This window comes from Fructilactobacillus carniphilus, assembly GCF_024029675.1.
Classification (GTDB): domain Bacteria; phylum Bacillota; class Bacilli; order Lactobacillales; family Lactobacillaceae; genus Fructilactobacillus; species Fructilactobacillus carniphilus.
Genome location: NZ_CP097121.1, coordinates 1,405,301 through 1,428,202, shown reverse-complemented (window position 1 = coordinate 1,428,202; position 22,902 = coordinate 1,405,301). Strand labels below are relative to the sequence as shown.

Genomic DNA, 22,902 nt, shown 5'->3' with positions numbered 1-22,902 from the left:
AGGGCTGCACATGAAATTGACAATCTTAACCACTAGCGATACGCACGGCTTCTTGGCACCCACGAATTACGTTAAGCCTCACGCTAATCAGCCCTTTGGTCTAGAAAAAGCGGCCACCATTTTAAAGCGGGAACAGGAAAAAAGTGAGTATCACTTAACCCTCGACGACGGTGACTTTTTGGAAGGATCACCGCTTGCTTACTATCAAGCTGAGGTCGAAAAAGCTCCGGCCCCGACTGCGATTAATGCAGCCTTTAACAGCATCAAGTATGACTTTGGAACGATTGGCAATCATGAATTTAACTACGGTCAAGACTACCTGAAAAACGCCATTGCGGGCAGTCAGCGTCAATTTGTGTCCGCGAACATTTTAAATGACGACGGTACCCCTGCATTTGGAGATCCTTACGCCATTAAAACTTGCGGTGATTTAAGGGTCGCCGTGCTCGGACTTACCACTCAATCCGTAGATGCTTGGGAAAACCAGGCGAGCATTCACAATCTAAAGTTTATCTCTGCACTAGAAGCTGCCCAAAAGTACGTCCCCGAAATGCGGGAAAAAGCAGACGTCGTGGTGGTTCTTTACCACGGTGGTTTTGAACGCGATTTAAGCGACGGCAAACCGAACGATAAAATTGACGGTGAAAACGAAGCCTACGCAATTATGCAGCAGGTGCCGGGCATTGACGTGATGGCAACGGGACACCAACACCGGGCGCTCGCCGGCAAGTTATTTGGGATTCCCTACGTCCAACCGGGGCACCGGGGCAGTTACGTCGGCCGCATCCAACTCGACTTGGAGCGCGTGAACGGTCGCTACCAGGTCCAAAAGAGTCACCAAAAATTGATTAAGACCGGGGACGCTAAACCGGATTCCACAACGGCTGAAAGTTTTACGGCAACGGAAGCCAACGTCGAAAAATGGCTAGCCCTGCCCTTGGCTCACATTGACGGCAGCATGACCTATGACGATCCGTTCCAGGTTCGACTCCATGGTTCGGCCTTCGTCAACTTCATTCAAAAGGTCCAGATGGAAACAATGGGTTGCGATGTCTCGGCTACCGCCCTCTTTTCCAACGAAGCCCGGGGTTTTGAAAATCCCATCACAATGCGCAACATCATCACCAACTACGTCTACCCCAACACCCTCTCGTTGTTAGAGATTACCGGGGCCGACTTAAAGGCGGCGCTCGAAAAAACGGCTGAATACTTTACAATTAAAAACGACCAAATTATCGTTGATCCCAGGTATCACCATCCTAAAATTCGTGATTACAACTACGACATGTACGCTGGAATTGACTATACGATTAAGGTTTCTAATCCGATTGGGAAACGCGTCATTAATCCGACCTACCACGGCAAACCGGTGACCAATAAGATGAAACTAAAGATCGTCTTAAATACCTACCGCGCCGTCGGGGGTGGTCACTACCCAATGTATAGTGAAGATAAAGTGATCCGGTACGATACGATTACGATGAGTAACCTGATTGCCAAGTACTTACAAAAACATCCTGAAGTGAAGGCCGATCACACCCGTAACTTTAAAGTAATTAAATAGCAATTAAAAAACAGTTATTTCGCGATGAAATAACTGTCTTTTTAGTTATAAATAGTTAATCCCAATGATTAATACTAGAAGCAATAAGCTCGTACCGATTGTGAGCCAGTCCTTGCTCGTTCGTTGGGGTACCAGGTATTGGGGTAATTGATGCTTCCCATCATAGCCCCGGAGGAGCATCGCTGCAGCTAAATCCTCGGCCCGTCGAAAACTATTCACGAGCACCGGCAAGAACACGGCTAAGAGCGCCTGGATTCGTTGTTTTAAAGGACCAGTGCGATAGGTAATCCCGCGCGCCTGTTGTGCTGCGGTCACCGTTTGGAACTCAGCAGTTAACGTCGGTACGAACCGAAACGCAATGCTGAGGGTTAACGCGACATCTCCCACCGGAATTCCTACTCTTTGGAGCGGGGCCAGTCCTCGCTCACAAGCAGCGGTCATTGCGACCGGATTAGCAATTAACGTTAGAAGGTTCAGCACCACCAGCGCCGTCCCAAACTTGGCCAATAACAACGCCGCCGCCCGTAAGCTACCGGAAGTCACCTGCAAAATCCCCCATTGCCACAAGCTGGGTCCCGTGTGCACCAATAGTAATTGAAAGCACGCAGTTAAGATCAGAAAGAAGACAAATAACCGAATGCGTCGGAGAAAACGGCGTATGCTGAAACCAGCCAGCTTAACCAACCCGAAGCTTCCCAGCAGCAACAGGATTGCCAACCCCAGCTTCTGGTTTAAAAAAACGGCTACCAGTCCCAGGATGGTGCTCAGTAGTTGCGTTCCCGGCGTCAACCGGCGCACCCAATTATCCCGCTGTGGAGCCATGGTCATCATCCTTTCCTAAGCACCGTAAGAGCCAACGTTGTAATTCAGGTTCTGTCAACGGCAGTTCCGAACTGGGCGCAGTCGGAGCGAACTTTTGCGCCACCTGGAGTGGTTCGGGTAGGACTAAATTAGTGGCCTGCACCAACTCCGGTTCGGATTGAAACAGCATTCGCGGCGAGCCGGCAAACGCCAGCTGACCGTTTGCAAGTACCACTACCTGACTAGCTAACTGGGCCACGAGGTCCATTTCGTGGGTCACCATGATAATGGTGCGTCCCGCACTTTGCAAGTCGTGCAGTAATTGCAGCAACTCACGTTGTCCCTGGGCATCCAATCCGGCCGTGGGTTCGTCAAAAATAACCACTTGTGGTTCTAAAGCTAAGACGCCGGCCATTGCGGCCCGCCGTTGTTGCCCGCCAGAAAGTAAGACGGGATCCTGATTTTGCAGCTGAGTAGGAAAATGGACCAATCGTAAGGCCGTTTGTGCTCGTTGCTGGGCTTGGTCCCGTTCCATTCCTAATGCCAACGGACCAGCCATTACGTCGTCCAGTACCGTCTTTGCAAAGAGCTGCTGAGCCGGATTTTGAAACACCATCCCGACTTGCTGGCGCACTCGTTGTAAGTCACGCGCCGAGCTCCGCTGGGTTAACCGTTTCCCTACGATTTCAATTTCTCCGGTGGTTGGTTGTAAAAGACCATTGAGATGCTTAATCAGGGTTGATTTCCCGCTCCCGGTCTTCCCCACGATGGCGGTTATCTCGTGCTCTGGGATGGTTAGCGAAAGTGATTGCAAGGCCGCCGTTGGTTGATCTGGATACCAGTGGGTTAAATTTTTGATTTCAATTGCCATAAAGCGTCCCTCAAATCAGCACTGGTTGCCGCCTGTTGTTCAGAAACGGAATAACCTTGAGTTGCTAGCCAAGTGCGCAACCGGTACAGAAGCGGGGCCTGCAGTCCCCAATCCGCTAGCTGCTCACTTTGACTTAAAACCGCAGCGGGCGTTCCCTGTCGCGCAATTTTACCATCGTGTAAAACCACGACTTCATCGGCTAACATCGCTTCGTTCGGTTGGTGCGTGACCTCAAGGACGGTGGTGCCAAACTGCCGGTGGAGCTGGTGCAGTTGCGTAACCAACTCCTGGCGTCCCTGCGGATCCAGCATACTGGTAACTTCATCTAACAATAACACTGCGGGCCGCCGCGCCATCACACTGGCGACGGCCACCCGTTGTTTTTGGCCCCCAGAGAGTTGGTCCGGAGCTCTGTCTAAGACCGTTTCCATGTCCACTAACTGGAGAGCTGCCCGGACTCGCCGTTGTAACTCCGTTTGCTCTAAATCTTGGTTGGCCAATCCGAACGCCACGTCATCAGCGACGGTCGCCCCCACAAACTGATTATCGGGATCTTGAAAGACCATTCCGACCGTCGGATTAACGGACTGAGTAATCGGTTGGACGGGCTGACCGTTGATGGTAATCGTTCCAGACTGGGGCCGCTCTAACCCCACCAACAGTTTCAACAGGGTCGATTTTCCGCTCCCATTATTACCTAACAATGATACCCAGCTGCCCGTCGGAATTTGCCAGTTAATCGCTTGGAGTACCGGGGTGTCCTGATTCCGATATTGAAATTGAACGTGCTCAAACTCAATTTCCACTTGCTTTTCCATCCTATTTTCCCCTCGTTACCGGCGCCAGAGTTTCAACAACGGGGTGGCAATGATTGGCACTACGATTGCTGACAGGATTAGTTCCGGAATTCCATTCGTTCCGACCAGTGTCATCAATACGTTCCCTAGTAAATCCGGACTAGAAACTCCATACGCGTGCGCCACGGCGGGAGTGCGATATAAAATCCCGATTAAGCCCACTACCAGCAGGGTGTTTAACGCGGAACCCACGGCCCCGGTCCCAATTAACGCCCAGGTTTGGCGCCAGTGAGCCCGCGTGAGCCATAAAAAGACATACCCGGCAAAAAGTCCCACTAAAACCCGGGGGACCACCGAAACTAATGGGTTAGTAAACACCAACGTACTCAGGGGACTCGTGGGCGCCACAAAGGCCCGAACCCAGGATAATAGTCCCCAGACCAGTCCTAAGAGGGCGCCATCCTTTGGTCCTAGCAATACCGCTGCAATGATTACGGTAATCTGCACAATCGTAATGTTAATCGGCCCGACTGGAATGTACCCCAGAAACGGAACAAAACTTTGTAAAATCACAATGGCAATGAACAGGGCTAAAATGGCCAGGTGAAATGCTTTGGTTTGTTTAATCATCAGCTAATAATTCCTCCAGTTGTTTGGGCTTCATTAAACCTTATTATACCGAGAACTGTCCCTAAAACTCAAACTCCGCGGGAAAAGCGCCGACAGAACCAGAAATAAGCGGTCCACAAATTAGAAAATCTGTCACATTCCTAAAAAAATCCGTTCCCACCGGAAACGGATTTTAACTAACGTGTTTTTTCCGTGGGGCTTGTTTGCCACCCACGTACTGAACGGCGTTCGATCGACGAATCGCCGTTACCTTGATTTTACCGGGATACGTCAGTTCAGCTTCGATTTGCGCACAAACCTGTTGAGCTAACTGCTCCGTTTGCTCGTCATCACTGGCCTTCGGATCCACCATCATCCGAATTTCCCGACCAGCTTGAATCGCATAGCTATCCTTTACTTCAGGATGAGCGTTGGCAATTCGTTCCAAGCCCTTGAGTCGGTTCAAATATTCTTCCACGGATTCACTCCGCGCGCCCGGCCGTGCTCCCGACATGGAGTCGGCCACTCGGACTAAGACGGAAATCGTGGTTTCTGAATCAACGTCCCCGTGAGACGATGCAATTGCATCCACCACGGCCTCTTCTTCTCCGTAGGCTTCAGCAATTTGCACTCCCAACTCCACGTGGGTTCCATTTACCTCGCGGTCGACCGCTTTTCCGATATCATGAAGCAGACCGGCCCGTTTGGCGAGGCGAACGTTCACACCTAACTCCGTGGCCATCATCCCACAAAGCTCGGCCACTTCGACGGAGTGTTGTAAGACGTTTTGCCCGTAACTAGTCCGGTACTGCAAGCGTCCGATTAGTTTCATCAGGTCCGGATGTACCCAACCTAAATGGAGGTTCGCGCACGTCTCTTCTCCGGTCAGGCGAAGTTGCTCAATCACCTGCCGTTCGGTACTACGAACCACGTTCTCAATCACCGCGTTATTCAGCTGGCGCGCCGTAATTAATTCGTTAATCGCGCCCCGGGCAATTTCCCGGCGAATCGGATCGTTCGTACTAATGATCAAGGTTTCGGGACTATCTGGATTGAAGATTAAATCCACTCCAATTAGCGTTTCCAACAGACGCAAGCGTTGTTCGTTTTTCCCAACAATTTTATTGCGCATCCCCTCATCTGGGATAATCACGTTGCGGTCAATGTGATCGCGTGGCACATCGATTGGACCATTTTGGATGGCTTCCACCATTAACTGGCGGGCTTCCTTGGTGGCCGTCAGCACGTGTTCTTCGTGTTCATCCCGAACCGATTGGTCGTAGTCCTGTTGTAACGCGGTTTGCGTCATGTTCAACACGGTCTGTTCGGCTTGCTCGGGCAGTAGCCCACTCTTTTCGTGAAGTAAATCGGTGCGTTGTTGAATTAACTGGTCGGCCTGCTGCTGGGTTTGGTCAATCGTTTGCTCTAGTTCCTGCAATTCGGTTTGCTCCCGTTGCACGTTCTGTTCGCTTTTTTCTAACCGACTAGCAAAGCTCTGTAAACTCTTTTCTTGGAGCTCCACTCGTTCCTGGCGCAGTTGGTTTTCGGCCACTTGTTCGTCAATTTCTTCGTTGACCTCGTCCTGGTGCTCAGCTACGTCCGTTTCCACCTTGGTTTGGATGGCCTGCACCACTTGTTTAATCTGGTGCTGGTTCTCCTGTTCGATTTGTTCAGCTTGGGCAGTCGCTTTTGATAGGCGGTGATTCAACTGGTGGTTTTCGCGACCGTAACCAACCACTAATCCCAGAATTAACGTTACCACTGCAATTCCTAAATAAAGCATCCAATCTCCCTCCCTTCTTTAGTAATTTTTATACTTTAATCATACCATTTAACCCCCTAATTTAAAACGGAGCCCCCTATCATTTAGGGATGGATGAAGTATAATATTAAGAAAAAGGAGGTCGTGCTATGTTCCCAGAAAGACTGAAGGCCTTACGGACCGGGAAACACATTACCCTAGCCGAACTAGCCACTGAACTAAACGAAATGTTTCCAAGTGATAAGCGGCACGAAAACACCGCATCCCAAATTGGTAACTGGGAGCGCGGCATCCGCAACCCATCGTACGTAGAGGTCCGCAAATTAGCGACCTACTTCGGGATTTCGATGGACTACCTCAGCGGACGGGTCGACAGCGAAAAAACAGACTTGTCCAAACTATTCATTTCCGGAACGGACCTTTACTTTAACGAGCAACTGTTGACCGGAAACGATCGGTATGAGATTTACCAACTAATCGATGGCTTTTTGCACGGGAAAAAGGGTCGTCACGACGATGGTCGCGATACCCAAGAAGAGCTTGATTTAAACTACTAATCCTAGGAGCAACAATGAAACGAAAAAAACTACTGAAGAACTTTCAAAAGAATCATCCGCCGGTCAAAAAGACTCCGAATTACATTCAACGGTTACAGACCGAACGCACGGCCTTTGACCACTATCCGGAGGTGAAGTTCCTGCTCAACCACGCCCTGATGGCGAATCAACTCCTGCAAGCTGGTCGGTTACCCCAGGACTTGCCTAATCTAACTTTGCCGGATGACATCCAGGACCGATTGTACCAACGGGTCAACGACCAGTATGCGATGGGTGATCCGGCTGGCGACCGCGAGTGGGATCGAATTTCCAACCTGCTGCCTCAGGTAGACAAAGACCTGCGTTCATTTCGGGATTACTTAGAGGAACACTACGGCATGTGGGCCTACATCTCGTCGTCCTTTACCCAACAGTTGGCTCAATATCTAGACGGTAAGCCAGCGTTAGAAGTGATGGCCGGCAACGGCTACATCACCAAGGGGTTGCTGGACCAAAAGGCCAACGTGATTGGGACCGACAGCCTCGAGTGGCAATCGGAAAACGAAACTGGTAAGCACCAGGTGGCTCCGATTGAAAAACTCAGTGCTCTAGAGGCCTACGAAAAGTACAAGGACCAGGTCGACTACGTCATCATGAGCTGGTCGCCCGACGGAGTGCCGGTTGATGACGAACTCTTAGCCGCCATCCGGCGCGACGGTCATCCGGTTAAGCTGATTGCCATCGGTGAAAAGGACGGTGCCACGAATTCCCCGGCTTTCTGGAAACACGTCGAGTTGGTTAACGACCCTGGGATTGAGCAGCTCAATCAGTACCTGCCCCACTTCGATTTAATTAACGACCGCGTTTACTTAGTCAAATAGGAGAAATGCCATGCCTGCTTCCATCTTTTTACAGCCCCTCACCACGGAACCCGCTGATTACGACTTGATTCAAACCTTGTTTCAACAAGCCAGCACCCAACGGTTTTGGTTTCAACCGCCCCTACTGGGTGCAAATGAGGCCAGTGACTTTTTAAAGCAGCATACCACTGATCCCCAGATTGTCAGTCAGACGATTCAAACCACCGAAAATCCCCACCACGGTGTCGGACTAGTGGAAATCATCGACTTAAATCCGGTGGCGCGCGTCGGTGAATTTGAAATTGCCCTGTTAGATAACGAAAATGGAAATGGTTATGCCCAGGCCGCGATGGAACAATTGCTCAACTTAGCCTTCGCCCAGTTGAACCTGCACAAACTCTACCTGTACGTTGACGTCGCTAACGCGCCAGCGCTACACATCTACCAAAAGTTTGGCTTTCACATTGAAGGGACGATTAAAGACCAGTTCTTTGCAGCCGGGGCCTACCGGGATGCCCACTACATGGGCTTAACCCAGGCGGATTATTTTAAAACTACTAGCAACTAAAAAAAGCACCTCTGATTTAAAAATCAGAGGTGCTTTTTCATTTGGCACTTAGTTTCCCAAGCGGACTAGGTCAGTGTTCACATCACCGCCTAGTCAAGCCACCTGCAATTCGGCAGTTAATGTGGTTCCCATCATAAGCTATGCTTATGCGGCTCGTCGCATATCTTTATTATAGCAAACTAACTTTAATTTAGCTAGTCTGCTTCTTCCGCGGCGGCCTGTTGGTTTTCGGCCAGCGTGGTTAACTGGGCTTCGAGCCAGTCCGTAAACTGATCTAACGCTTGGTCGGGATCCTTTACCAATTGCTCGGCCGCCATTAACTCATCGATTCGCAACTTGGAGCGATTAATCTCTGGAGCCGCAATAATCATGTACACGTTCACGTCGACTTCACCATCACCCACCATAATCTTGTGAATGTTTTTTCCGTATGCCAACGGGAGGTTAATAATTGACGTCTGTAGTTGTACTAAGATATCCGCGTCACTGACCTGCAAGTCGGCACTGGCTAACTTATCAGAGTTCACGGCCGCCTCCACAAATTCTACCAACGGTCGCAACGTTTGGCTCGTTGCTTCGTTTAAATCTGCCAACGACGTCGTAACCGTTTTGTGCGCGTACGTTCCAGCTTCTGCTTCCGTGACAAAGTCATTTTCTTCAATCTTCATGAAAATCCTCGCTATTTTCTAAATTTCAGGTAGCGCTGCACTCGTTCCTTGGTTAAGGATTGCCGGACTTGCCAAGCCAACCGGAACCAGTATAACAGTACTCCCAGCGCTCCCACTACCAAGACGAGCCCGCCCCAACGGACCGGCAAGCCTAAGTGGGGAAGCTGAATTAGACGGTACACGGCATTACAGTAGCCCACCACGTAGAGCGCTTGCACCAGCGCTAACACGTAGAGACCCAGGCGAATCCCCAACCAAGCGACCGCTAGCGGTAACAAAATCATGACAACGGCGGCAATTTCAGACCGCCAGAAGGAAGCCACGCTGCTCTGAAAGATCCCCAGACTCAGCACAGCGTTCAGAAGTAAGAAACAGCCTAACGTCAACAAAGTCCACCAGGTGAGTCGTTTAATTTTCATTGCCATCCCATCCTTTTCTCCTTCAGTATACCGAATTTTCGTCAAGCTGACTATTGTCGGTCATTGAAAGCGAAAGACAGGAACTCTTATTCAGCACCTAAATCATTTAACACCTGGGCAATCCGTTTGATTCCCACTTTGATTTGCTCGTCATTCATGTTGGAGAAGTTCAGCCGGAAGGTTCCCGGTTGGGCCTTTCCTGAGTAGAAAGCAGAGCCCGGTACCACGGCCACGTTGGCTTCCAAGCACCGTTTGGCTAACTCATCACTGTCAATGTTACCCGGCACTTCCACCCAGATGAACATGCCACCCTCGGGTTGACTGTGGTAAACGTCATCCGGAAATTCCCGGTCAATCTCAGCTAACATCAACTTCGCGCGGTGTTCGTAAACATCCGTGATTTTCTTGATGTGCGCTGGCAAATCTTCATCCATTAAGAATTGCGAGATGATGTACTGAGTCAAATTATCGGTGTGCAAATCAGCATTTTGCTTCAGCAGTGAGTATTTCTTTAAGAAAGCTGGTTCGGCCGTTAGCCACCCAATCCGGAGTCCGGGAGCTAACATCTTAGAAAAGGAACTGATGGAAACCACGTTCCCCGTGTGGTCGTAGTGCTTGATCGGCGGTAACATCTCACCCGCGTACCGGATGGCTCCGTACGGATCGTCTTCCACAATGGGAACTCCAGCTGCATCAGCAATCTTCGTCATCCGTTCCCGCCGGGTGGCCGTCATCGTCCGGCCGGTTGGGTTTTGGAAGTTCGGCACCGTGTAGATAAACTTCGCATCTGGATGAGCAGCTAACTTTTGTTCTAAGTCGTCCATCTGCATGCCATCATCGTCCATGGCTACTCCAACTAAATCAGCACCATAGGAACGAAAAACGTCTAAGGCTGCTAAGTAGGTGGGGTCTTCCACCAATACTACGTCGCCCGGATTAATCAACATTTTGGCCACCAAATCAATGGCTTGTTGGGACCCCGTCGCAATTGCGATGTTATCGACACTAGCATCTACCTGCCGGTCCTGCATGATTTGTGCAATCTGTTTGCGTAGTTTGGGGTAGCCCAACGTTCCCGCGTACTGTAAAACTTGTTGCCCATATTGATCAAAAACCTTATTGGTGGCCTTTTTTACGGCGGCGACTGGGAATAGTTCTGGAGCTGGTAATCCACCGGCAAAGGAGATTACGTTTGGATTGGCAGCCGCCTTTAAGATGTCTTCGGTGGCATTGCTATCGCTTTTAGGAACACAGTTAGAATAATGAAATGGCATAATTTTGACCTCGCTTGTTTAGTTTTTAGAGTTCCGCATTTGTTCGGCTAAATGAACTTCGTGGGTGACAAATTCGTGCGTCCGGCACGGATAATCGTTTTTCCGGCCTAGCCGGGCGATGTAACCGTTAATGTAGTCAACCTCCGTGGGCCGACCCTTCGAAAAGTCCTGGTACATCGACGGGTAGTGGTACTTTAACTTAACACAGGAATCCAGCACGCTTTGAACCTGTTGGCCTCGATCTTCAATCATTTTGATGCCGGCCCGAGCGGCAGCATCATGGGTTTCGTTAAAGAGCTGTTCGGCCATTTCCGCGGCACCGGGATAGGAACCAAACTGCCCCATGTTAATTTCAAACATGGTACAAAGCGTGTTACAAACGGCGTTAAAGGCCACCTTCGTCAAACACATTCCTAACCAGTTATTGCTCATTTCTGGTCCTAAAGTAGCTCGTTGAAAGTCAGCATAGATTTCTTCCATCGTTTCGTCCGGGGCTTGGTCGTTGTACGGAGCCATGTGCATCGCTTCCCCGTTTTCTGGACCCATGAAATCCACGTCGCCCGGTCCGTTTAAAACGGTGGCAATCATGGCCGTTCCGGCGAGCATCTGGTCAGGATTGAAATACTGGGCTAATTTTTCAAAGTGGCCCAATCCGTTCATGGCGGAAAAGACGTACTGATCATCCGTAAATAAGCCGGCAGCCGCGTCCCGTTTCAGTTCGTCGGCTAATTGCATTTGTTTTTTAAAGACAATCCACACGTCAGGATGGCCGTCGTACTCTTCCGGGGCATAAATGTTAATTGGAACGAGATGACGATTCTCATGATCGCGAGACACGTAGACGCCCCCCTGTTCACGAACTTGTTTGCGGTTCGGATCCCAAGTTTCAATAAAATCAACCGGAACGCCCGCCTTTTCTTGTAATAAAACTCCGTACCGGTAACCCATGGCTCCGGCGCCAATGATTCCATATCGCATCATCAATTCCTCCTCTAACTAACTGAATTCCCGACCTAAACAAAAAGCTCGCCCCCAGCGTGAACTGGTAGCGAGCTTGTAAAGCTTTCTTCTCGAATTAACTTAGAAGAACCGCTCAGCTACAGTCACCTGGTGAATCTAGCTGAGCACTAACAAATCGTCCCTGCGTAGATTCCGGTTAGGAGACAAACGCAATGACTAAAATGGAACGATTGGTAGTTGAATAAGTTCGGTTCTTCATTAGTAAATTCCTCTCTTTTGAGTTGTTCCTATTTAAGCACGGACGCCATTCATTGTCAAACCCTTTTTTATTTTTTCGGTTGAAATGACCCTCCTGTGCGTGTCAATTAGGCCAAAAAATGATATAGTTAAGGAAATAGAATAACGGGGTGATCGTAATGACAGAGAATTACAAACGGATTTTAGCTCCTGTAGACGGCGGCGAAGACACCATGCCGGTTTTGAACCGCGCCGTAGAATTAGCTAAACAAAATAACAGCCACTTAGACATCTTAAACGTCATCCAAGTGACGCAATTCAACCGAAACTACGGTAACGCAGTTTCTGCTGATACAGTTTACAAGTTGACGGATCAAACCAAGGAAATTTTGGAAACTTTGAAACAATCAGCCGTAAAAGCTGGTTTAACCGATGTTTCCATTCACATGCGGTTTGGTAATCCGAAACGGATTATTGCCCATGAATTCCCAGAAGACCACAAGGATGACTTAATTGTCATGGGCGCCACCGGCTTATCTGCCGTGGAACAACTAGTGGTTGGTTCTGTAACTAACTACGTCATTCGAACTGCTAAACCAGACGTTTTAATCGTAAAGTAATTAGAGTTCAATCATTAAAACCGATCACATTTGTGGTCGGTTTTTCGTAACCGCAAGGAGTTAAGATGCAGTGGCACTATGAATTACCCGTTGCAACAGCGACCGGGGCAATCGCACTGCGGGACTTTTTAAAGAAACAGTTGCAACTGCCCAAACGATTAGTGGGCGACTTACGGAGAAACCAACGGGTGTTGGTTAACCGCCGCTACCAACCCATGAATACGATGCTTCAAGCTTCCGATGTTATTAACTTAACCTTTCTCCCCCAGGATTTTCGCAATCCGTTCCCCAAGACGCTGTTAGACGAGCACCTCACGATTCCGATTCTCTTTGAAAACGCTGACTTTGTCATTGTCAATAAACCACGCGGGATCAAGACCCACGCTAACCAACCGGGTGAAAGTGGCGCCGTCTTAAACGGAGTAGCGGCCCACTATGCACCTAATCCGGTCTACATGATTCACCGTTTAGACCAGGAAACCAGTGGCGCACTGCTCTTTGGCAAAAGCCCTGCCGCCGTGCCGATTCTTACCAAGATGATTCGGGAAAAACAAATCCAACGTGAATACTTGGTGCGAATTCGAGGACAACTACTAGCCCCGGCCGGCATCATCAAAGCACCTATCGGTTTGGACCCCACCGACCAGCGCAAACGGCGGGTCAACGGACCAAATGCCCAGGACGCCGTCACCCATTACCGCGTGCTCCAGAGTAGCCCGACGGAAAGCTTGCTCGAGGTTCAGCTAGAGACCGGGCGGACCCACCAAATTCGGGTGCATCTCGCATTTCTCGGTCATCCGATTCAAAACGATCCGTTGTATGATCCGCAAGCAGAGAACGGCCAGGCAATGCAACTACATTCATGGCGGGTTCGGATGCGAACGCCCTTTACTGACCAACCGCTAGCCGTGACGGCACCAGTGCCGCCGGAGATGGAAATTCCGTTTAAAATTTAATTATTCAAACTAAAATAACCCGCTGAAAATCACTCAGCGAGTTATTTTTTCATGCAATGTTACTTAAACGGCAACCATTCCATCATCCGCTTCATCACCGACCCAATTCGGCCCACAATCCGCGCAATCGTCTGGCTATTTTGCTGTTGGCTGTGACTAGCCCAGTAGTACACGCCGACCACCAACACCGTGACCAGTAGCGTGGCGAGCACCACCATGCTCCGGCTCCCAGTTAGGCCGTGTTGAAACAAGTATCCTAATTTTTTAAGAATGATTAACCAACTGTATCCAATTAAAACTACCATGCTATCACTCACTTACTTAAATTTCGCTCTAATTTCCTAGTTTAATTATACGCCGAGTCCGGGAATGGACTAATCAATGTGATTCCCTCCGCTTGCTAGAAAATGGTATGATTATCACAAATTAAAAGCTAAAAAGAGGGAATTACGATGCGCATCAACGTTTTACAACACACTCCAGATGAAGGTCCAGGCACCATTAAAGAATGGGCAGATAATCACGACTACGAGTTATACGTCTATCACCCGTACATGTTTGGGATGTTACCCACGGCCGCAGAAACCGACTTCTTGGTAATTCTTGGTGGTCCTATGAGTCCTAACGACGGGATTCCGTGGATTGAACAAGAACGGGAGCTAATTCAGCAACTGGTTAAAGCCCATGAACCCATCTTCGGAGTCTGCTTTGGCGCTCAACAAATTACCAAAGTTTTTGGCAAACGAGTGGTTAAATCTCCTGCCAAAGAAGTGGGCTGGGCGCCCGTTTACTTACAAAGTGACCAAATTCCGGGTCTGCCTCACCAGCTAACTGCTTTGCATTGGCACGAAGATTGTTGTGAACTCCCCGACCAAGCAGAATTGTTGTTCAGTTCTGATTTAGTGCAACAGCAGGGTTTTTTAATTGGCGACAATATCATCGGCCTGCAGTTTCACCTGGAACCCACCCAAGATAACGTGCACGAGATGATTGTCAATGATGGTCGGTATGCCTTGGATCACAACGATTTACAGCAAACGCCAACGGAGATTGATACCACGCCGGTCCCTAGTGAAAACAAAACCGCAATGTTCCAATTACTAGATTTTCTGACGCACTAAAAAACCGCCTTTCCTAAAAGGCGGTTTTTTTGCTTCCAAAATTTAATAAAGTTCGCTTTTATTTCCTTTACGACGAAAAACACCAAACAAACGTTCGCATTTGTGTTATGGTTAAGCTACCCTAAATTAAATAAAGGAAATTAACTTTTATGACTTACTTACCGGTTTTGCGCAACGCCGCCTTTCGCTGGTTAATCACCGGCAATACGCTCTCAAACATCGCTAGTAGCATTGCTAACGTTTCGTTGGTCTGGATTGCTTACCACCATTTCAATTCGCCCCTCATCATCGCGGTCGTGCTAGGCGCTTTAGAACTTCCATCTCTGCTAATTGGTCCTTTTGCCGGCGGCCTCCTGGACCACTTTCAAAAGACTACTTTAATGACGGTTGCCAACCTAATTAACGCACTGGTTTTTATCTTTTTAATTTTTAATCCCTTACGCAATCCAGTGGATTTAGGTCTCTTTTTAGTTTTATTAATAATTAGTGGCGCCGTAAAACCCTTGTTAATGGGTGGTTCCTCGATGATTATTCAAGAAGTCTTTCCCACTTCTGACCTCAAAGTGACGGCTAATTCCCTCAACACCATGAGCTTTGACTTCACCTATTTACTGGGAGCACTGCTATCGGGATTAGTTCTTTCCCTTGGTTACGGCCTTAAGGTTTATGGGTTAGTGGCCGGCCTATACTTAGTGGTGAGCTTTTGTTATTCGCGCATCAAAGTAAACCAAACACAGATCCAGCAGCAACCGAACCTTAGCTACGTTTCCGATTTAAAAAATGCCTTGCGCATCATTTTCACTAATCATGCGATTGCTGCGGCCCTAATTTTAGACTTCGTCTGGAATCTCTTTCTCTGGGCCGGTTTAACCGTTCTGCTACCGATTGCGGTTAAGTTACTCTACGGCAATTCAGCGATTCAATACGGCTTCTTAGATTCCATGACTTCGGTCGGAATCATCCTTGGTTCACTATTAGTGGGACTCTATCACCGAAAACAATTGCCCTTGCTAAAAATCGTGGCGGGAGCTATTGCTCTTCACGCGGTTTTATTCATCCTAATTGGCTTTTCCACCCAGGTTTACGTCACTGCCTTCCTGCTATTTTTAATTGGTCTCATTGTGGCTCCAGCACTGATTTACAAAAGTACCTTCTACCAATCCATGTTTAACTCAGAATCAAAGGGCTTATTATTTACCCTAGCCGGAACGATGACCTCCGCTAGCTATCCCATCGGAATTGCTCTGACCAGCCTACTCGCAAGTTTAGTCGGTTCCCAGATTGGCAGCTTATTCATTGGATTTGGTGGCGTTACCCTTGTCACAGCGGGATTCGTTTACTATAAGTTACGGCGTGGTTCTGCTTTGCAATCAAAATAAAACTTTCTCTTTGACTTAGAGTGCAGTGGAAGGTTTATATTAGCATTGTTAAGTTAAAAAGGAGGAAAAAATTATGCCAGTTAAAGATAAAGTAGTTGTCATTACCGGTGGTTCGTCTGGAATGGGTGCCGCTACCGCAAAGTTAGCTAACGAACGCGGGGCCAAGGTGGTAATTGGTTCGCGGAACCAAGCCAAGTTAGATGAAATGCTAAAAACAGTGGCTCATCCTGAAAACTTCGCCGTTCAATTAACCGATGTAACTAAGCTAACGGACGTACAAAGTTTGGTTAACCTGGCGGTGGAAAAATTTGGTCAATTAGACGTGCTCTACAACAACGCCGGGATTATGCCTCAGGGAATGGTAGCCGATGCCGAGAAGTTAGATGAATGGCAAGCCATTTTAAACACCAACATCATGGGCGTGCTCAACGGGATTAGTGCCGCCACTCCGATCATGCGCAAGCAAGGGCATGGTTTGATCATGGCGACCGACTCCGTCGCAGGACACGTGGTTTACCCTGGTTCCGCGGTTTACAACGGTTCCAAGTACGCTGTCCGAGCCATCATGGAAGGACTTCGCCAAGAAGAACACCAAAACGGCATCAAAACCGGAATTGTTTCGCCCGGGGCCGTGGACACGAACCTCTACTCAACGGTTCATGATGAAAAAATCAGAAAACAAATGCTGGAAGGCAACAGTGCCAACAAGAATGGTTGGCTAAAATCCGAAGACATTGCTGAAATTGCAGTCTTCATGATGAGTCAACCAGAAAACGTAGATATCAACGAAGTCTTGGTTCGGCCCACGGGACAACCAATTTAAACCATGTTAAAAACTCGACTATTGTAGTAGTCGGGTTTTTTATTTCCTCAAAAATTATGCTTAAAAAAATTCATTGCCGGCAAAACTAGCAATGAATTCTGTAATCTATCTAATTATTAGGAATAATTTTCACCGTTGCTCCAACCGGTCCCTCTTTTAGCATCGGTGGCAAATAGGGGCTCTTAGCATACTTAGTTTGGTAGGCCGCACTAATGGCGTGGTCTAACTCAGGCGTATTGGCAACGCGTTCAAATTTAACCTCGTAGTCCTGACCCGCCAAATGAATCTTACCAGCTCCTTGCTGCATCGCCGCTTGGTACCACGAAGAGTTTTGGCCGTTATAAGCCCGGACGTATAAATTATCATTTGTAACTACGGACCAAATCCAGGTTGGGGTGCCGTAAGTCTTTCCATCACTGTAAAACGGTGAAACCTTCATGTCATCAGCTTCACTAAATTCTTGTAGTTGGGCGGCAGTCCATTTTTCAGCCATTTCAATCATCCTTTCTTTTCGTCTTCTGCATAAACTTCCTTAGCAAGACTCATCGCTGTCCACGCCTTGGGCCAACCCGCGTAGAACGCTAACTGGGTAATGGCTTCCACCATTTCTTCTTTAGTAACGCCGTTCTTTTTCGCCGTTTCTAAGTGGTACTGCAACGGGCCAAAGATGCCCTGGGAAATGAGGCTCGTGCACGTAATTAAACTTCGTTGCTTAGCAGGAAGTTTTTGTTCCCGCGACCAAATTTCACCAAACAAAACGTCGTCGTTCATTTCGGCAAATTTCGGGGCAAAATCACCAAAGTTATCGTGTCCTGCTGTTTGTTTTTGCGCCATCGTTATTCTCCTAACTGATCGTATTCTGCATCAGAAACTGGTTCTAAGAATTCTGATTTTCCACTGGTAATCGCAATGTGGGCGAACCAACTGTCTTTTGTAGCCCCGTGCCAGTGTTTGATGTTCTTTTTAGTGACCACGACGTCTCCAGGAACAAGGTGCCGAGCTGGTTTCCCTTCTTCTTGATACCAACCTTCCCCACCGGTAACTAACAAAATTTGATATCCGTAGTGGACGTGCCAGTTATTCCGCGTCCCGGGTTCAAAGGTCACGTTTCCCACCCCGGCATCAAGATCGGGATCGGTCACTAAAGTGTCCAAAAAGCTCTTCCCGGTAAAGTATTGTCCATACGGATTGTCTTCTCCGACGGGAAAAATCACTCCGTTTTTAACGTTTTCATTTTTAATTTCGTTTGCCATGTTCATACTCCTTTAGTTAATTTTCGGTTTTAAATTGTTTCAAATACTCCGCAAAAGATTCCGAATCCTGAATCGAATGGTCCAATTTACCGTCATACCAATCGATTTTATGGGAAAGAATCTCCAAATGATTTTGCGTTTCCCGAATCTGGGCTAAGCTTCGTTCTCGGACGTTTTGTAGTAACTCTTTACGTTGTTCAATGGTCGCATCTCCCTGCGCCCGCCAGGTAATGTACTGTTGAATTTCATTCATAGACATGCCGGTGCCCTTCAGGTGCATGAGGAAATGGACCCAGCCGACGTCTTGTTCCGTATAAAAGCGCCGTTGCTTCTCATCTCGATGCGGTACAATCAAATTTTCCCGCTCATAATACCGCAGCGTATACGTTGAAAGTCCCGTTTTTTTCGCAAATTCACCGATGGAATAGTAATCGTTCGCGATGCTAACCAACTCCTTTCCTACTCACAACCTAATGGTATTCCTTAGAGTACACTCTAAGTCAACGAATTAAATTATCTTTTTAACGAAAAAGCGAACTACCCAGCTACATATCGTACTGAATAATCCGCTTTAAATTACATGTATTGTATTAAAATCCAGCCTTAGCAATCATTACTAATCACCTAACCCAAATTTCTGCCAGTACCGCGCTAAATACTCAGTGGTTAGGCTAGTCGGATACTGAACTAAAGTTTGTGGCGTGCCAGCTGCCATCAGTTGACCACCGGCTGCTCCCCCTTTGGGACCCAAATCAATCAGATAATCAGAGTTCGCCACCAGCTCCAGATCATGCGTGATGATAATGATGGTGGCCCCGCGTTGTTTAAGCTGGTTCATGACTCCCAGCAAGGTTTGGACGTCGAGGGGATGCAATCCAATCGACGGTTCGTCAAACACGAACAGGGTCCGTTCCTGATGCTTGCCGAGGTGGTTAATCAGTTTCAGTCGTTGGGCTTCCCCTCCCGACAAGGTTGGAGTACTTTCCCCTAAGTGGAGGTAATCAAGGCCAATTTCAGCTAAGGTCTGCAGGGTCCGCTGAATGGTGGGTACTTCTTGAAAGACCGGTAATGCATCCCGGACGGACAACTTGAGTAGATCAACGATGGAATAGCCGTGCCACTTAATTGCTTGAATCTCATCGTTATACCGATTTCCATGACACACCGGACAGGTTTGCTCAATGTCTGGCAGATACTGAATGTCTAAAGTAATGACGCCAATCCCACCACAGTGCGGGCAGGCGCCCTTTTTATTGTTGTACGAAAAGTCCGAAACACTGTAGTGATGCTCCTGGGCGGCCGGTAAACTGGCAAACAGCTTCCGTAAGTTATCCATGATGTTTGTGTAGGTGGCTAAACTGGAGCGAGCGTTCTTCCCCACCGGTTTAGCATCAACGCTAACTAAGTGATCTAACTGGGTATCCAAGCGTAGGACTTGTTCCGGTAGTTGCTGACCCCGAGTTTGCGCCGTAATTGCCGGCACTAAACTATCCAAAATCAAGCTGGTTTTTCCCGCTCCGGAAAAACCAGTGACCGTCGTAATCTGGTTGCCGGGAATCGTAATGGTTACATCGTGCAGGTTAAAGTAATCAGCCACCTGCACCGTGGTATCCAGCTGTTGTGCATCCGGCCGACTAGCCACCTTCTCGTGCATAACTGGTGCTTTTCCAGATAAAAATGGTCCGATTAAAGATTCTGGATCCGATTGCAAGTGCGCTGGCGTGCCTTCCGCAATCACCTGGCCTCCCTGGGCCCCCGATCCGGGACCAATTTCAATAATCCAATCGGCGGTGGCAATAATGTCCACGTCGTGATCAACTACAACCAGGGAATTGCCCTGCGCAATTAAGGCGCGAAAGACGTGGAGAAGTCCTTTCACGTTATCTGGATGCAGTCCGATCGATGGTTCATCGAGGACGTACAAGACCCCGGTGGTCTCGGTCCGCAGGGTTTTAGCTAGTTGAATCCGTTGCAATTCACCAGTCGACAGCGTGTTGCTGCCCCGAGAGAGGGTTAGATAATCAAGTCCCAGTTCTAACAACGGATGCAGGGTCGCTTGTAAGTTGGAAAATAAAATATCGGTCATGTGCTGCATGTCATCCGGCAGTTCGTGCTTGGTCACGCGCTCCCAATCCGCTAAATCACCAAGCGCTAGGTCCGCTACTTCGGCAATGTTCTTTTCCCCGACAATTTGGGTCAATAAATCGGGATTCAACCGACTCCCGTGACAAACCGGGCACACTGAGAAGTGAAAGAACTGGTTAATTTTGTTCAGGGACCGTTCACTCTTGGCTGTTTTTAATGAATCATAAACCGCGGCGTAGGCGTTCTCGTACAGCGTGTTATCGGTATGAAAAACCCGTCCGGTTGACGTCCGAAAATCCACGGGATACTGTTTTTTGGCTCCGTGCAGGACAATATCCTTTTCGTGGTCAGTTAAGTCCTTGTACGGGACATCCGTCCGAACGCCCAACGTAGCCGCTACCGTCGGCATGAAATTACGACCTGGTAAGTGCCAAGACGCCACGGCTCCTTCGTCGAGGGTCAGGTTCTCGTTACCAATCAATTTGCGTTCATCGAGTTCCCGTACCTCTCCCGTTCCGTCACATTTAAGACAGCGCCCGGCAGCATTAAAGGAAAAATCCTCGGCCGACTTGGCTTCAAACTGAACACCACACACCGGACAGGTCAATAAGCCCATCTCGGTGTTGTCTCCTGGAAGATCCATGACTTGGGCAATGTTTAGACTGGGTTTCAACCGGTGCCCGTTGGGACAAACCGGCGAACCCAACCGCGAAAAAATTAGCCGCACTACGTTAAAGACCTCCGTCATCGATCCCACCGTGGAACGTTCGGACGGAACATCGGGTCGTTGGCGCAGGGCTAAGGCCGACGGAATATGTTTGACCTCCTGCACTTGCGGCGCTCCCTGATTCTGGCTAATCCGCCGCCGGGTGTAGGTCGAAAGCGCTTCTAGATAACGACGCGACCCCTCGGCGTACAGAATTCCCATTGCTAACGAACTCTTCCCCGAACCAGAGAGGCCAGAGATGGCCACAAACTGGTTTAAGGGAATGTTGACGTTAATGTTTTTCAGGTTGTGGACGTTGCCGCCCCGGACTTCGATTTGGTGCGGAAGATGCCTTTCAGGTTCCATTTACTTATCTCCATTAAACTCACTTTTTATCGTTTTCGGTTTATTTAAGTTAACTAACTCTCAACATTAAGTAACCCATCAAGTTAGCCTCAAATAATTGTAATTATTTTCAAAGTATAGCATTAACCTTATCTAATTATAATAAAAAATGGTCACCGGTAATTAAGAATTACTAGTGACCATTTTACTGATTTTAGGTGACTTGATTTTCTTTACTTTGATTTTTCAGGAAGAGATAGATGCCAACCAAGACAATCACGCCCCCCAAAATCTGCAATGCCGTAACTTTTTGGTGTAAAAAGATTACCGCTAAAATAGTAGCTCCGATTGGTTCTCCTAACATACTCATTGAGATGGTAGTTGGACTAACAAAATTCAATAAGTAATTATACAATACATGCGCAATCGTTGGAAAAATTGCTAACGCCACAAACATGAACCAGTCATAAATGGAGTATCCAGTCATTTGCGTGTTGGTCATCAAATTAAAGAGATTTAAAAATACTCCTGCCACTAGGAAAACAATGAAACTATATATCCAAAACGAAATATTTTTAATTTTTGCTTGTCCAATTAAAAGGTAAGATACCAGTGCAATTACACTTAAAAACGATAACAAATCACCTAACAAAGCAAGGGAGTTATTACCGCCGAGGTCCCCCCAACTGACAATTATTACTCCAATGATTGACACAATAATGGTCAAGAAACTCTTTAAATCCACTTTTTCTTTATAGATCAAAAAGCCACCAAATAGGGCAACAATCGGTTGGGTCGAGAGGATGACCGTTGAACTGGTTACCGTCGTTAATTTCAAAGACTCAAACCATAAACCGAAATGTAATGCTAAAAATAAACCGGCGATGATTAGATAAACGTAATTAACCTTTGTTATCTTTTTAAAATCACCACGATGTTTTAACACCATTGGAAGTAAAAAGACACTGGCTAAATACATCCGATACATTCCCATCACGGCTGATGGGGCATTAGTTAGTTTAACTAAAATCGAAGAAATTGAAATTGCAATAATCGAAACGATTAACCAAAAATTTTTCCCTTTGAATATAAGATCACTCCTTAAAAAATTAATTTTTCCTAAATTTTACGTACAATGCTAGCTATTGTAACATTTTTGGAGTCTGAATTAAACTATGAATCTTTAATTTATTGCTTGAAAATAATCTATAATCTCATTCACAATCGTCTCTGGAGTTTGGTTAGCGTCCACCACTAAATCAGCACAGCTTTGATAATAAGCCTGCCGGGAGGCTTTCAACGCCGCTAGTTCGGCTAAATCGAGGTTTTTCGCAATCGGGCGATGCTCGTCCGCTTTCACCCGTTCGTAAGCCGTTTCTGGCGCAATCTCCAGTAAAACCACCGGAGCCGCATGGCGCTGTAAGAGTTCTCGATTCTGTTCCTGCGTGGGAACCCCGCCTCCGGTTGCTAAAATCCCCGGTTGATCCAACTGAGTGGCGAGCGCCTGGGTTTCTAACAGACGAAATCCTACTTCGCCTTGTTCGGCAAAGATGGCTGCGATGGATTGTTCGGCGGTTTCTACAATCACCTGGTCTAAATCGGTCACGGGCAGTCCCAATCGTTCGCCGAGTAACTGACTAATCGTGGTTTTGCCGCTGCCCATGAATCCGATCAAAATTAAATCCATC

Annotated in this window: 26 protein-coding genes; 9 read left to right on the top strand and 17 right to left on the bottom strand. The window is 47.9% G+C overall.

The window, feature by feature from the left end; translation table 11 throughout:
- Positions 1 to 10 precede the first annotated feature (10 nt).
- Entirely contained in the window at positions 11 to 1,564 is a 1,554-nt protein-coding gene (locus M3M37_RS07160) for a bifunctional metallophosphatase/5'-nucleotidase (RefSeq protein ID WP_252795117.1), read from the top strand.
- A 45-nt stretch (positions 1,565 to 1,609) separates the two neighbouring features.
- On the opposite strand, the gene M3M37_RS07155 is transcribed toward M3M37_RS07160, so the two are convergent.
- The 5 genes from M3M37_RS07155 to rny form a co-directional block, all read right to left on the bottom strand.
- Positions 1,610 to 2,386 carry an energy-coupling factor transporter transmembrane component T family protein gene (locus M3M37_RS07155; protein WP_252795116.1) on the bottom strand — a complete coding sequence of 259 codons (777 nt, stop codon included), beginning with the start codon at positions 2,384 to 2,386 and terminating at the stop codon, positions 1,610 to 1,612.
- Entirely contained in the window at positions 2,367 to 3,236 is an 870-nt protein-coding gene (locus tag M3M37_RS07150; protein WP_252795115.1) for an ATP-binding cassette domain-containing protein, read from the bottom strand. The genes M3M37_RS07155 and M3M37_RS07150 overlap by 20 nt, the downstream gene beginning before the upstream one ends.
- Entirely contained in the window at positions 3,212 to 4,054 is an 843-nt protein-coding gene (locus tag M3M37_RS07145; RefSeq protein WP_252795114.1) for an energy-coupling factor transporter ATPase, read from the bottom strand. The genes M3M37_RS07150 and M3M37_RS07145 overlap by 25 nt, the downstream gene beginning before the upstream one ends.
- Positions 4,055 to 4,069: 15 nt before the next feature.
- The gene (locus M3M37_RS07140; protein WP_252795113.1) at positions 4,070 to 4,663 is read right to left on the bottom strand and encodes an ECF transporter S component; all 594 of its coding nucleotides are present in this window, start codon (positions 4,661 to 4,663) and stop codon (positions 4,070 to 4,072) included.
- A 172-nt stretch (positions 4,664 to 4,835) separates the two neighbouring features.
- A complete protein-coding gene (gene rny, locus M3M37_RS07135) occupies positions 4,836 to 6,425 on the bottom strand; it encodes a ribonuclease Y (RefSeq protein WP_252795112.1) in 1,590 nt (529 codons plus the stop codon).
- A gap of 128 nt (positions 6,426 to 6,553) precedes the next feature.
- Here rny and M3M37_RS07130 point away from each other — a divergent pair, with 128 nt between their 5' ends.
- Genes M3M37_RS07130 through M3M37_RS07120 form a run of 3 tightly spaced genes read left to right on the top strand, consistent with a single transcriptional unit; the run spans position 6,554 to position 8,368 of the window.
- Complete coding sequence (locus M3M37_RS07130; RefSeq protein WP_252795111.1) at positions 6,554 to 6,961, top strand: helix-turn-helix domain-containing protein; 408 nt, start codon at positions 6,554 to 6,556, stop codon at positions 6,959 to 6,961.
- A 14-nt stretch (positions 6,962 to 6,975) separates the two neighbouring features.
- Entirely contained in the window at positions 6,976 to 7,821 is an 846-nt protein-coding gene (locus M3M37_RS07125) for an SAM-dependent methyltransferase (RefSeq protein ID WP_252795110.1), read from the top strand.
- Between the two features lie 10 nt (positions 7,822 to 7,831).
- Complete coding sequence (locus M3M37_RS07120; RefSeq protein WP_252795109.1) at positions 7,832 to 8,368, top strand: GNAT family N-acetyltransferase; 537 nt, start codon at positions 7,832 to 7,834, stop codon at positions 8,366 to 8,368.
- A gap of 194 nt (positions 8,369 to 8,562) precedes the next feature.
- Here the strand turns inward: M3M37_RS07120 and M3M37_RS07115 are convergent, their stop codons facing one another.
- From M3M37_RS07115 to M3M37_RS07100, 4 genes are all read right to left on the bottom strand, one after another.
- Positions 8,563 to 9,036 (bottom strand): hypothetical protein, encoded by a 474-nt coding sequence (locus tag M3M37_RS07115; protein ID WP_252795108.1) that lies wholly within the window; start codon positions 9,034 to 9,036, stop codon positions 8,563 to 8,565.
- A gap of 11 nt (positions 9,037 to 9,047) precedes the next feature.
- On the bottom strand, positions 9,048 to 9,461 hold the full coding sequence (locus tag M3M37_RS07110) for a hypothetical protein (RefSeq protein WP_252795107.1): 414 nt from the start codon (positions 9,459 to 9,461) through the stop codon (positions 9,048 to 9,050).
- Positions 9,462 to 9,541: 80 nt separating this feature from the next.
- The gene (locus M3M37_RS07105; RefSeq protein WP_252795106.1) at positions 9,542 to 10,729 is read right to left on the bottom strand and encodes an aminotransferase-like domain-containing protein; all 1,188 of its coding nucleotides are present in this window, start codon (positions 10,727 to 10,729) and stop codon (positions 9,542 to 9,544) included.
- A gap of 18 nt (positions 10,730 to 10,747) precedes the next feature.
- The gene (locus M3M37_RS07100) at positions 10,748 to 11,707 is read right to left on the bottom strand and encodes a ketopantoate reductase family protein (RefSeq protein WP_252795938.1); all 960 of its coding nucleotides are present in this window, start codon (positions 11,705 to 11,707) and stop codon (positions 10,748 to 10,750) included.
- A 398-nt stretch (positions 11,708 to 12,105) separates the two neighbouring features.
- Between M3M37_RS07100 and M3M37_RS07095 the strand changes: the two genes are divergently transcribed.
- Both M3M37_RS07095 and M3M37_RS07090 read left to right on the top strand, forming a co-directional pair.
- Positions 12,106 to 12,546, top strand: a complete 441-nt coding sequence (locus tag M3M37_RS07095; RefSeq protein WP_252795105.1) for a universal stress protein — start codon at positions 12,106 to 12,108, stop codon at positions 12,544 to 12,546.
- Positions 12,547 to 12,611: 65 nt separating this feature from the next.
- Entirely contained in the window at positions 12,612 to 13,502 is an 891-nt protein-coding gene (locus tag M3M37_RS07090; RefSeq protein WP_252795104.1) for an RluA family pseudouridine synthase, read from the top strand.
- Between the two features lie 59 nt (positions 13,503 to 13,561).
- Here M3M37_RS07090 and M3M37_RS07085 read toward each other — a convergent pair whose 3' ends face one another.
- A complete protein-coding gene (locus M3M37_RS07085) occupies positions 13,562 to 13,807 on the bottom strand; it encodes a hypothetical protein (protein WP_252795103.1) in 246 nt (81 codons plus the stop codon).
- Between the two features lie 147 nt (positions 13,808 to 13,954).
- Between M3M37_RS07085 and M3M37_RS07080 the strand changes: the two genes are divergently transcribed.
- From M3M37_RS07080 to M3M37_RS07070, 3 genes are all read left to right on the top strand, one after another.
- Positions 13,955 to 14,623 carry a type 1 glutamine amidotransferase gene (locus M3M37_RS07080; protein WP_252795102.1) on the top strand — a complete coding sequence of 223 codons (669 nt, stop codon included), beginning with the start codon at positions 13,955 to 13,957 and terminating at the stop codon, positions 14,621 to 14,623.
- A 149-nt stretch (positions 14,624 to 14,772) separates the two neighbouring features.
- A complete protein-coding gene (locus tag M3M37_RS07075; protein WP_252795101.1) occupies positions 14,773 to 16,002 on the top strand; it encodes an MFS transporter in 1,230 nt (409 codons plus the stop codon).
- Positions 16,003 to 16,075: 73 nt separating this feature from the next.
- Complete coding sequence (locus M3M37_RS07070) at positions 16,076 to 16,825, top strand: SDR family oxidoreductase (protein WP_420842965.1); 750 nt, start codon at positions 16,076 to 16,078, stop codon at positions 16,823 to 16,825.
- A 109-nt stretch (positions 16,826 to 16,934) separates the two neighbouring features.
- Here the strand turns inward: M3M37_RS07070 and M3M37_RS07065 are convergent, their stop codons facing one another.
- From M3M37_RS07065 to M3M37_RS07035, 7 genes are all read right to left on the bottom strand, one after another.
- Complete coding sequence (locus M3M37_RS07065; protein ID WP_252795100.1) at positions 16,935 to 17,318, bottom strand: DUF2255 family protein; 384 nt, start codon at positions 17,316 to 17,318, stop codon at positions 16,935 to 16,937.
- 5 nt (positions 17,319 to 17,323) lie between these two features.
- Complete coding sequence (locus tag M3M37_RS07060; RefSeq protein WP_252795099.1) at positions 17,324 to 17,659, bottom strand: carboxymuconolactone decarboxylase family protein; 336 nt, start codon at positions 17,657 to 17,659, stop codon at positions 17,324 to 17,326.
- Positions 17,660 to 17,661: 2 nt separating this feature from the next.
- Positions 17,662 to 18,078, bottom strand: a complete 417-nt coding sequence (locus tag M3M37_RS07055) for a cupin domain-containing protein (RefSeq protein ID WP_252795098.1) — start codon at positions 18,076 to 18,078, stop codon at positions 17,662 to 17,664.
- 16 nt (positions 18,079 to 18,094) lie between these two features.
- The gene (locus tag M3M37_RS07050; protein WP_420842964.1) at positions 18,095 to 18,529 is read right to left on the bottom strand and encodes a MerR family transcriptional regulator; all 435 of its coding nucleotides are present in this window, start codon (positions 18,527 to 18,529) and stop codon (positions 18,095 to 18,097) included.
- Between the two features lie 165 nt (positions 18,530 to 18,694).
- Positions 18,695 to 21,235, bottom strand: a complete 2,541-nt coding sequence (locus tag M3M37_RS07045; RefSeq protein ID WP_252795097.1) for an ATP-binding cassette domain-containing protein — start codon at positions 21,233 to 21,235, stop codon at positions 18,695 to 18,697.
- Positions 21,236 to 21,428: 193 nt separating this feature from the next.
- Entirely contained in the window at positions 21,429 to 22,244 is an 816-nt protein-coding gene (locus M3M37_RS07040) for a DMT family transporter (protein ID WP_252767500.1), read from the bottom strand.
- A gap of 153 nt (positions 22,245 to 22,397) precedes the next feature.
- Positions 22,398 to 22,901: a shikimate kinase gene (locus tag M3M37_RS07035; protein WP_252795096.1), complete on the bottom strand. Its 504-nt coding sequence runs from the start codon at positions 22,899 to 22,901 to the stop codon at positions 22,398 to 22,400.
- Between the last annotated feature and the right edge of the window lies 1 nt (position 22,902).